The sequence below is a fragment of the Streptomyces yerevanensis genome (assembly GCF_000716805.1).
In the GTDB taxonomy this organism is placed as follows: Bacteria; Actinomycetota; Actinomycetes; order Streptomycetales; family Streptomycetaceae; genus Streptomyces; species Streptomyces flaveus.
The window spans coordinates 129,663-139,355 of sequence record NZ_JNWJ01000019.1 but is presented as its reverse complement, the minus strand read 5'-3'; the positions used below and the strand labels follow the sequence as shown (position 1 = coordinate 139,355).

The following is a 9,693-nucleotide window of genomic DNA, read 5'->3' as shown; positions in this document are numbered from 1 at the left end:
ATATCTGGCGTTGACTTTTGGCACGCTGTTGAGTTCTCAAGGAACGGACGCTTCCTTCGTACTCACCCTCGCGGGCTTTCCTCCGGGCTTCCCTTCGGTGTTTCCAACCGTATCAGGGCTTTCCCGTCTCACTGACCATGGTACTGCGAGCACGCAGAACCAGACCTCGAGATAGGATCTGACAAGTTGGATGCTGCCAGGCAAGGACGCTTGGTCGCATCGCTCGGCCTCAAGCAGGTGTACGACTCTACAGCGGGCTCGGGAGTGGGCGCAAATCGTTTGTGCCGGGCCCTACGGTCGCCAACCGAGACCTCTCCGGCGGACCGGGACTTCTCGTGACTTACGCTGCTGAACAGTGCGCCGTCCGGTACAGGCAGTGACGGCCATATGACTCTTCCGCCCCTGGGAGGCTTCCCATGACCACCGTGACGTCCCCTGTTGCAGGACGTGCCATCGGGCTCGTAGCCGTACCTGATCCGGTCTTCTCCGGAGCGATGGTGGGGCCCGGTACCGCGATTGATCCCGTGCGGGAGCCCTCCGAGGCCGTCGCCCCTATCGGCGGCGTTGTTGTCTCGCTTCATCCACACGCCTTCGTCGTGGTCGACGAGCAGGGCCACGGTGTGCTTACGCACCTCGGTATCGACACCGTCCAGCTGAATGGCGAGGGCTTCGAGCTGCTGATCAACAAGGGGGATACCGTACAGCGCGGTCAGGCCATGGTCCGCTGGAACCCGGTTGCCGTCGAAGCCGCCGGCAAGTCCCCGGTGTGCCCCATCGTGGCGCTCGAAGCTGCGGCCGAGTCGCTTTCCGACCTCAACATTGACGGCGATGTGAAGGCTGGAGACGCTCTCTTCAGCTGGCACTGACTTCAGTGCCGTGATGAACGACAGGCAGGACGACCACCGCGGTGGCGGGACCCGCCGCTCTATCGAAGACAGGTGACATGGAGACAACGCTGCGAGGCGTCGGCGTGAGCCACGGTGTGGCGATCGGCGAGGTTCGGCACATGGGGACGGCGGTTCTCGAGCCGCCTGCCAAGCAGATTCCGGCGGAGGACGCGGAGCGCGAACAGGGGCGCGCCCGTAAGGCCGTGGAAGCCGTGGCGGCCGACCTGATGGCGCGCGGAAATCTGGCAGGCGGCGAAGCCCAGGCGGTGCTCGAGGCCCAGGCCATGATGGCTCAGGACCCGGAGCTGATGGCCGATGTCGAACGGCGGATCGCTGTCGGAAGCACGGCGGAGCGGGCGGTGTACGACGCGTTCGCCGCCTATCGCGCTCTGCTTGCGAGTGCTGGTGAGTACCTCGCCGGTCGTGTGGCGGATCTCGACGATGTGCGGAACCGTATCGTCGCCCGTCTGCTCGGTGTTCCGATGCCGGGCGTCCCGGACAGTGACGAGCCGTACGTCCTTATTGCTCGTGACCTTGCGCCTGCCGACACTGCCCTGCTGGATCCGGCTCTGGTCCTCGGTTTCGTCACTGAGGAGGGCGGGCCTACCAGCCACAGCGCGATTCTGGCGCGGGCACTTGGCGTGCCCGCCGTGGTCGCCTTGCCGGGAGCGGGTGAGCTCGCCGAGGGAACGATGATCGCGGTGGACGGCGGCACCGGTGAGATCTTCGTGAACCCGAGTGCCGAAAAGAAGGCCGCCATGGAGGCCGCGGCCGCCGAGCGTAAGGCGGCACTTGCCGCGTCGAGCGGGCCCGGAGCCACCTCGGACGGGCACAAGGTGCCGCTGCTGGCCAATGTCGGTGGTCCCGCGGATGTGCCGGCGGCGGTCGCGGCCGGTGCGGAGGGTGTGGGTCTGTTCCGTACCGAGTTCCTCTTCCTTGACGACAGCAAGAGTGCGCCGTCGGAGAGCAAGCAGGTAGAGGCGTATCGCAAGGTTCTTGAGGCCTTTCCTGAGGGTCGTGTTGTGGTGCGTGTGCTGGATGCGGGTGCCGATAAGCCGCTCGACTTCCTGACGCCGGCCGACGAGCCGAACCCGGCACTGGGCGTGCGTGGTCTGCGGACGCTGCTCGATCACCCGGAGGTGCTGCGTACGCAGTTGACGGCGCTCGCGAAGGCTTCCGAGGGGCTGCCGGTCTACCTCGAGGTGATGGCGCCGATGGTTGCGGACCGTATCGATGCCAAGGCGTTCGCGGATGCGTGCCGTGAGGCCGGACTGCAGGCGAAGTTTGGTGCCATGGTCGAGATTCCGTCGGCCGCTCTGCGGGCGCGGTCGATCCTGCAGGAGGTCGAGTTCCTGTCGCTGGGGACCAACGATCTCGCGCAGTACACCTTCGCCGCCGACCGTCAGGTGGGCGCTGTGTCCCGTCTCCAGGATCCGTGGCAGCCCGCGCTGCTCGACCTGGTCGCGCTGTCCGCCGAGGCGGCGAAGGCCGAGGGCAAGAGCTGTGGTGTCTGCGGCGAGGCCGCGTCGGACCCGCTGCTCGCGTGTGTGCTGACCGGTCTGGGAGTCACTTCCCTTTCTATGGGTGCGGCGTCGATTCCGTATGTCCGGGCGACGCTGGCCAAGTACACGCTGGCGCAGTGCGAGCGTGCCGCGGCGGCGGCGCGCGCCTCGGACAGTGCCGAAGAGGCGCGTACGGCGGCTCAGGCGGTGCTGTCCGGCGAGTAAGTCGGCCCGCGCCGTTGAGGTGATCGAGGGGCGCCCTGCCTGTGGGCGCCCCTCACGTGTTCAGTGCGTATGCGCCGTCGGAGGGCCATCGTCCCTCAGGTCCGGCGGCATGCAGTAGTCGACGCCCGACTCCGGGGAGACGAGGTCGCCGGATTCGATGTCGGTGCAGTAGGCGTCGAAGACCTCTCCGGCGGTCAGCGGTTCCAGGTCTTCGCCGCGCAGGCGCCAGCCGAAGACGCGGTCGGTCGTGTCGGGGGCGCTGGTGCGCATGACGAGGCCTCCGGCGCTCTGGATGGCGATGCCGACGGCCAGGACGGTGGTGAATTCGAGGGCTTCGGCCTCGTCGAGCTGGGGTGTGCCCTCGGGGTCGTCGTCGGCATGGAGGGCCGCGATGAGTGTTTCCGGCGCGGTCGAGACGCTGCATACGAGGTGGCGCTCGCCGGGGCCTGTGCTTTCGAGGATGCGGACGAGCAGGTCAGATGCTCGGATGAAGGCCGCACGGCCGATGTCCTCGCCGCAGGATGCGCAGTTGCCGATGCGGGACAGGAGCGTCGTCGCGTACTCCCAAGTGGCTTGTCGGACGGCCTCGTCGACGAGGGTCGGGACGAGGTCGGCGAGAGGCTGTCCCTCGTACGGGAGGGTGGGGCCGGTCGAGGCGAGTTCTGCTGTGAAGCGGATGCGGCTGGTCGGGGCGTCGGGTTCCAGGCCCTGCTCGGCGCAGAACTCCGCGTACTCCTCGGGGTCGAAGAGTGCCACTGTGGTGTGGCCGCCTTGGGAGGCGAGTGTCCTGAGCAGGGCTTCCACCTGCTGGAGGTAGCTTGCGTGGTCTGCGAAAGCGAACGTGCGGTAGCGCCGCATCGCCATGAAGTCCTGCTCGTCGGTCAGCAAGCCGATGGTGCCGGCGATTTCGCGGCGCAGGACGCGTCGCATGCTTTGGTGCTGGATGTGCGCCATTTTTTCCCCCTGAGTGCAGTCGATCAATGCTCACTCACCGTAACCGGCGGCACTGACAATGGCCGCCGGGCGCGGGGTTCACGCACCAGGCCGTGCGATAAAGACGCACCCATGAGGGCTGGGGTTGTCAAGGCGCGTACGGGCCCGTCCCCGGTGTGGGGCGGGCCCCCGCCGGGGTGGGCGGTCTTGTGAAGGGGGTGGGATGCCGTATGCGGTTCTCCGGGATGCGGTCGGGCGGAGACGGACTCACACGCACCCATTCGGCGCGGGCTGGTGGGCGGGCGTCATGACCTTGGTCCGGGGCCGGGCTGCTCATTCAGGTCAACGAGTGCGGCGGGGCCGTCTCATGCGGTTTTGCGAGCTCACCCGGGGCTTGCGTCCTTCCCCACAAGGGGCGTTGGCCGGTCATGCCGTGGTGCACGCCTCCTTGGCCCGGGCTGCCTCCTCGGCCCCGCTCAGCACGTGCCAGGCGCGGGCCAGGAGCTTGCGGGCGATTGCCATGGTGGCGATCTTCTTGCCGCGGCGGTGCGTAATGCGCACGTAGGTGTCGATGTAGTCGGGGCTGCGCTTGGCGGTCTGCGCCGCCTCGTTCATGATCCAGCGAAGCCATGGGTTGCCCTGCTTGGAGATGTGCCCGTAGCGCACGGTGCGGTCCGAGCCGCGGACCGTCGGGGTGAGTCCGGCCCAGGAGGCGAGCTTGCGGGCCGAGTCGAACCGGCTTACGTCTCCGACCTCCGCGAGGATGGTCAAGGCGGTGAGCCGGCCGACACCAAGCAGCGCGGTAAGCGCCTTCACCCGCGGATCCGCCTTGGCCGTCTGAGCCAGATGGACCTCCACTCGGTCGATGACCACCTGCAGCGCGTCGATCGTCTCCAGCATGTTGGCGACCACCATCCGGGAAACCGCCGTCAGCGGCAGCTCCTCCAGCCACTGCCGTCCCGGAGCCGACCAGCAGCTGCTGGTCCGGTCGCAGCCGTGATCAGCGAGGATCGCGTGGATCCTGTTGCGGATCAGGGTGCGCAGTCGCACCAACTGGGCGCGGTGACGCAGCACGGCCCGCTGCTCGCGCACCTGCTGCGGGGCGATCCACGCTTCGGGCAGCAGGTCCGCGCGCAGCAGATGCGCCAACGTCGCGGCGTCGACCTTGTCGTTCTTCAGCCGCGCGGAGGCGATCGCCTTGCACTGCAAGGGATTCGCCAGGTGCGGCTCGAAGCCGTGGTCCTGGAGCAGCTCGAGCAGCCAGCCCCAGCCGAACGCGGCCTCGAACGCCACCGGGGTACCCGCCGGGAGATCGCCGATCACGTTCAGCAGCGTCTCACGCCCGCCTGGCACGTTCCGGTTCACCGCCGTCCGGCCGCCCTCATCCATCACGGCGATCGCGACCGGCGGCGATGCACATCAATCCCAGCGTAAGCCTGCATCGCGGGCCTCCTGACCCGGACTCGGCTCCCCCACGGAAAGAATGCTCCGAACGCACCGGAAGGGGAAGCCTCAGCTCTCATAGGGTCAGGTCAGCACTCTGATCAGGTGCGCTTGCGGGCCAGGTCCTCGTAGAAGTGCAGCAGCTCGACGTTATCCACCGAGCCGACGTTGACGGCCTTTTCGAGGGGAGTCCCTTGGAGCAGGCGCTTGACCGGTACCTCGATGCGCTTGCCGGTGAGGGTGTGCGGAATGCCGGGCACCTCGATGACCTCGTCGGGGACGTGGCGGGGCGAGAGCTGTTCGCGGATGGTCTGCTTGATACGTCCGAGGAGGGCTTCGTCGAGTACGGCGCCCGGCGCGAGGTGCACGAACAGGGGCATCCAGTAGCCGCCGTCGGGCTGTTCGATGCCAATGACGAGGGACTCGCGGATCTCGGGGAGACGTTCCACGGCTTCGTAGATGTCGGCCGAGCCCATGCGCACGCCCTGGCGGTTGAGCGTGGAGTCGGAGCGGCCGTGGATGATCACTGAGCCGCGTGAGGTGACGGTGATCCAGTCTCCGTGGCGCCAGGCTCCGGGGTACACGTCGAAGTAACTGTCGTGATAGCGGCTGCCGTCGGGGTCGTTCCAGAAGCGGATGGGCATGGACGGCATCGGGTTGGTGACGACCAGCTCGCCGACTTCGTCGGTCAGAGGTTTGCCGCTGGGGTCCCAGGACTGGAGGTCGGTGCCGAGGCACGGTGCCTGGAGTTCGCCGATGTACACAGGGAGCGTGGGTACGCAGCCTGCGAAGCAGGAACAGACGTCGGTGCCGCCGCTGACGGAGGCGATCCACAGGTCAGCACCGCTCTCCGCGAACTCGTCGTGCAGCCACCGGAACCCGTCGGGCGGCAAGGGCGAGCCGGTGGTGGCGACGCACTGCACACGGGAGAGGTCGAAGTCGCGAGAGGGGTGCACGTCCGCCTTGCGGCAGGCCATGACGTACGCGGCCGAGGTGCCGAAGAGCGTGGCTCCCGTGCGTTCGGCGATGCGCCACTGGGCGGCCGTTCCCGGATAGCCGGGGCTGCCGTCGTACAGAACGATTGTGGTGCCGGTCAGGAGGCCGGAGACGAGGAAGTTCCACATCATCCAGCCGGTGGAGGTGTACCAGAAGAAGCGGTCCTCGGGGCCCAGGTCGCAGTGCAGGCCGAGCTGTTTGAGGTGCTCGACGAGGATGCCGCCCTGGGACTGGACGATGGCCTTGGGGAGGCCGGTCGTGCCGGAGGAGTAGAGGACCCACAGGGGGTGGTCGAAGGGGACCGCTTCGAAGACGGGCTCCTCGTCCGCGGAGGTGAGCGCGGACCACTCCAGGGCGCCTTCGGGGGCCTCGGTGCCGAGCAGCGGGACATGGACCACGGCGCGCAACGTGGGCAGTTCGCGGCGCAGTTCGGCGACGGTGTCGCGGCGGTCGTGGTCCTTGCCGCCGTAGCGGTAGCCGTCGACGGTGAACAGGACGACGGGCTCGATCTGCTGGAAGCGGTCGAGGACGCTGCGGGCGCCGAAGTCGGGCGCGCAGGACGTCCAGACGCCGCCCACGGCGGCTGTGGCGAGGAGGGCGACGACGGCCTGCGGAATGTTCGGGAGGTAGCCGCTGACGCGGTCTCCGGGGCGTACGCCGAGGGTGCGCAGCTCGGCGGCCAGGGAGCCGACCTGGCGGCGCAGTTCGGACCAGTTGACCGGGCGCGGTTCGTGGGTTTCGTCGACGTAGAGGAGGGCCGGGACGTCGGGGCGGGTCTCGGCCGCGCGCAGGGCGTGCTCGGCGTAGTTGAGTGTGGCTCCGGGGAACCACTGGGCACCCGGCATTGAGCGGTCGCCGAGCACGCGCGCGTAGGGGGTCGAAAACCGTACGTCGAACCAGTCGGTGACGGCCTTCCAGAATGTGTCCAGCTCGTCCACGGACCAGCGGTGGAGGGCCGCATAGCCGCCCTCGGACGGGGCTCCGTGGTGTTCGGCCGCCCAGGACTGGAATTTGGTGATCTGTGCCCGGGCGATGCGTTCGAGATCGGGTTGCCAGAGCGGTGAGTGGTTCGCTGAGGACATGGGGCGGCTCCCGGACTGTGCGCGTCGTGTGCGTGTATCACGCACGGGCTGGGTTGTGCGCGTCACGCGACTGACACGGACGATGCCATGTGATCGACTTCCGCACCAGGGCGCGCCAAAGATGGTCGGTGTCGTGCGCCACACATGGTCCGGGTCGTGAAGATGTGGTCCCGTCGCGGGTGAACGGCAGTTGAACGACTCACACGGGTGGGCAGGTCAATGGCAGGCTGAGCAGCATGGACGGTCGTGACCTGGTGCGCTCGGTGAAGGCGGTCGGTTCGACGGGGGCGGCCCAGGGGTGGCGTACCGTGCGGGCCGCGTGGCGTAGGAGGCGCGTCGACGCCTCCGGGCTTGTGCCCCGTGGTGCCGAGCGCGCGCGGGTGCCCGGCCCGGTACTGGACGTGGAGCCGGGACCCGGCGGCGGACTGGTGCGGTTCACCCGGTCGGAGCTGCGCATCACTGTCGCGGTGAACGGGGCCGTCTTCTGGGGCTGGGACGGGGCCGGACCCGAGCCCTCGTACGCGCTCGTCGGCCGCTCCCCCGGGCCGGACCCGCGGGCCGTTCTGGAGCCGGACAAGGACGGCGCCTGGCGGGTGGTGTCCGAGCGCGTGACGGTCGTCGTCTCGCGGAACGGTGCTGTGGAGGTGCGTACGCCGGGCGGGGTGACCCTGCGCCGCGATCTGCCGCCCCGGTGGTGGGAACCGGTCGGCGAGGGCCCGGCGCGGTGGATGCAGCGGTCCGAAGTGGCCGCGGACGCGCGGTTCTTCGGGCTGGGCGGGCGCGCGTCGGGCCCGCGGCTGCGCGACGGCACCTACCGGCTGTGGAACACCGATCCCGGCCTCTCCTTCGGTCCGGGCGACGATCCGCTGTACATCACCATGCCGGTGCAGATGGTGGTGGCCGACGCCGCCACGCATCTCGTGTTCCACGACAGCACGTGGGACGGCACCGTGACCTTGCGCGAGGGCGAGGAGGGCGCGGGATCCGGGCACGACCGGGCCGGGACGAGCGAGTTGCGGATGGACGGCGGGCCGCTGCGCTGCTGGGTGATGGTGGGCACCCCCGAGCGCGTGCTGCGCACCTGGACATCGCTCACCGGGGCCGCCGCGCTGCCGCCCACGTGGGCACTGGGGCACCATCACGCGCGGTGGGGCTTCGGCAGCGAGCAGGAGGTGCGGCGGATCGTCGCCGGCTATCTGGAGCGCGGTCTGCCGCTGGACGCGGTTCATCTGGACATCGACCACTTCGACGCGCACCAGGTGTTCACGGTCGACCGGGAGCGCTTCCCGAAGCTTCCGATGCTCGCCAAGGAGCTGCGCCGGGACGGGATCCGACTGGTGTCGATCGTGGATCCGGCGGTCAAGGCCGAACCGGGCAACGCTGTGTACGACAGCGGGTCCTCGGTGGACGCCTTCGTGCGGGACTCCGCGAGGAGGCCGGTGCGCGGTGTGGTCTGGCCCGGCGAGTCGGTGTATCCGGACTTCACGCGCGCGCGGGTGCGCCAGTGGTGGGGCGAGCTCTACAAGGAGCGGCTGGCGCAGGGTTTCGCGGGCTTCTGGCACGACATGAACGAGCCGGTGTCGTTCACCGCCTTCGGGGAGAACACCCTGCCCCGTTCTGCACAGCACGACCTGGAGGGACGCGGCGGCGACCATCGTGAGGCGCACAACGTGTACGCGCTCTGCATGGCGCGGGCCGGTTACGAAGGGCTGCGTGAACTGACACCCGGGGAGCGGCCGTTCATGTTCTCGCGCTCCGGGTGGGCCGGAATGCAGCGCTACGGAGGGACCTGGTCCGGGGACGTGGCGACCGGCTGGCCGGGGCTGCGGGCGTCGTTGTCGCTGGTGGTGGGGCTCGGGCTGTGCGGGGTGCCTTATTCGGGCCCCGATGTGGGCGGGTTCGACGGCAGTCCGTCGCCCGAGCTGTATCTGCGCTGGTTCCAACTGGGCGCGTATCTGCCGCTGTTCCGTACCCACGCGAGTCTGCGGGCCGGGCGCAGGGAGCCCTGGGAGTTCGGCGAGGAGATCCTGGAGCACGCGCGCGTGGCGCTCGTCGAGCGGCGGCGGCTGCTGCCGTACTTCGTGACGCTGGCGCATCTGGCGCACCGTACGGGGGCGCCGTATGTGCGGCCGGTGTGGTGGGACGTACCCGAGGACAGGGCGCTGCGCGACTGCGACGACACCTTCCTGCTCGGCGACTGCCTCCTGGTGGCGCCGGTACTGGATCCGAGCACGGACCGGCGTGCGGTGCAGTTGCCGCGAGGATGCTGGTACGACACGGTGACCGAGGAGTGCTACGAAGGGCCCGCTCAGGTGCTGGTCGATGCCCCCTTGTCGCGGATTCCGGTGCTCGCGCGCGCGGGTGCCGTCGTGCCCGTACGCGGCGCCGACGGCGGCCTGGAGCTGGAGGTGTGGGCGCCCGCCCCTGGACGTACCGGAGGCGGGCTCGTGGTGCCGGACACGGGCGATGGATGGGACGAGCCGGAGGTCGAACGGTATGTGACGCGCTGGGAAGGACAGCGGGTGGTCGTCGAGCGGGACGGGGAGGACGGACCGGGCGAGCCGTCCCGCCCCGTACGGGTCCGCGGGCTGGGAGGCCTGTGACGCGCTCCTGAGTGGTGCACCA

At 69.1% G+C, this 9,693-nt stretch carries 6 protein-coding genes; 3 read left to right on the top strand and 3 right to left on the bottom strand.

The genetic code is table 11. The annotated features are described in order from the left end of the window. Positions 1-416: 416 nt before the first annotated feature. The gene (locus tag OP79_RS21315) at positions 417-866 is read left to right on the top strand and encodes a PTS sugar transporter subunit IIA (RefSeq protein WP_033321884.1); all 450 of its coding nucleotides are present in this window, start codon (positions 417-419) and stop codon (positions 864-866) included. Positions 867-943: 77 nt separating this feature from the next. After that, complete coding sequence (ptsP, locus tag OP79_RS21310) at positions 944-2,614, top strand: phosphoenolpyruvate--protein phosphotransferase (RefSeq protein WP_033321883.1); 1,671 nt, start codon at positions 944-946, stop codon at positions 2,612-2,614. Positions 2,615-2,674: 60 nt separating this feature from the next. Here the strand turns inward: ptsP and OP79_RS21305 are convergent, their stop codons facing one another. From OP79_RS21305 to OP79_RS21295, 3 genes are all read right to left on the bottom strand, one after another. Next, entirely contained in the window at positions 2,675-3,568 is an 894-nt protein-coding gene (locus tag OP79_RS21305; protein ID WP_033321882.1) for a hypothetical protein, read from the bottom strand. 405 nt (positions 3,569-3,973) lie between these two features. Next, positions 3,974-4,936 (bottom strand): IS110 family RNA-guided transposase, encoded by a 963-nt coding sequence (locus OP79_RS21300; RefSeq protein WP_051744792.1) that lies wholly within the window; start codon positions 4,934-4,936, stop codon positions 3,974-3,976. A gap of 155 nt (positions 4,937-5,091) precedes the next feature. Beyond that, positions 5,092-7,068, bottom strand: coding sequence for an acetoacetate--CoA ligase (locus OP79_RS21295; protein WP_033321881.1), 1,977 nt, complete (start codon positions 7,066-7,068; stop codon positions 5,092-5,094). A 236-nt stretch (positions 7,069-7,304) separates the two neighbouring features. Between OP79_RS21295 and OP79_RS21290 the strand changes: the two genes are divergently transcribed. After that, positions 7,305-9,671 carry a glycoside hydrolase family 31 protein gene (locus tag OP79_RS21290; RefSeq protein ID WP_033321880.1) on the top strand — a complete coding sequence of 789 codons (2,367 nt, stop codon included), beginning with the start codon at positions 7,305-7,307 and terminating at the stop codon, positions 9,669-9,671. The last annotated feature ends 22 nt before the right edge of the window (positions 9,672-9,693 follow it).

Bases quoted from the DNA above. Each gene is read 5' to 3' on its own strand.
- OP79_RS21315 (WP_033321884.1), top strand. From the start codon at position 417: ATGACCACCGTGACGTCCCCTGTTGCAGGACGTGCCATCGGGCTCGTA.
- ptsP (WP_033321883.1), top strand. From the start codon at position 944: ATGGAGACAACGCTGCGAGGCGTCGGCGTGAGCCACGGTGTGGCGATC.
- OP79_RS21305 (WP_033321882.1), bottom strand. From the start codon at position 3,568: ATGGCGCACATCCAGCACCAAAGCATGCGACGCGTCCTGCGCCGCGAA.
- OP79_RS21300 (WP_051744792.1), bottom strand. From the start codon at position 4,936: ATGGATGAGGGCGGCCGGACGGCGGTGAACCGGAACGTGCCAGGCGGG.
- OP79_RS21295 (WP_033321881.1), bottom strand. From the start codon at position 7,068: ATGTCCTCAGCGAACCACTCACCGCTCTGGCAACCCGATCTCGAACGC.
- OP79_RS21290 (WP_033321880.1), top strand. From the start codon at position 7,305: ATGGACGGTCGTGACCTGGTGCGCTCGGTGAAGGCGGTCGGTTCGACG.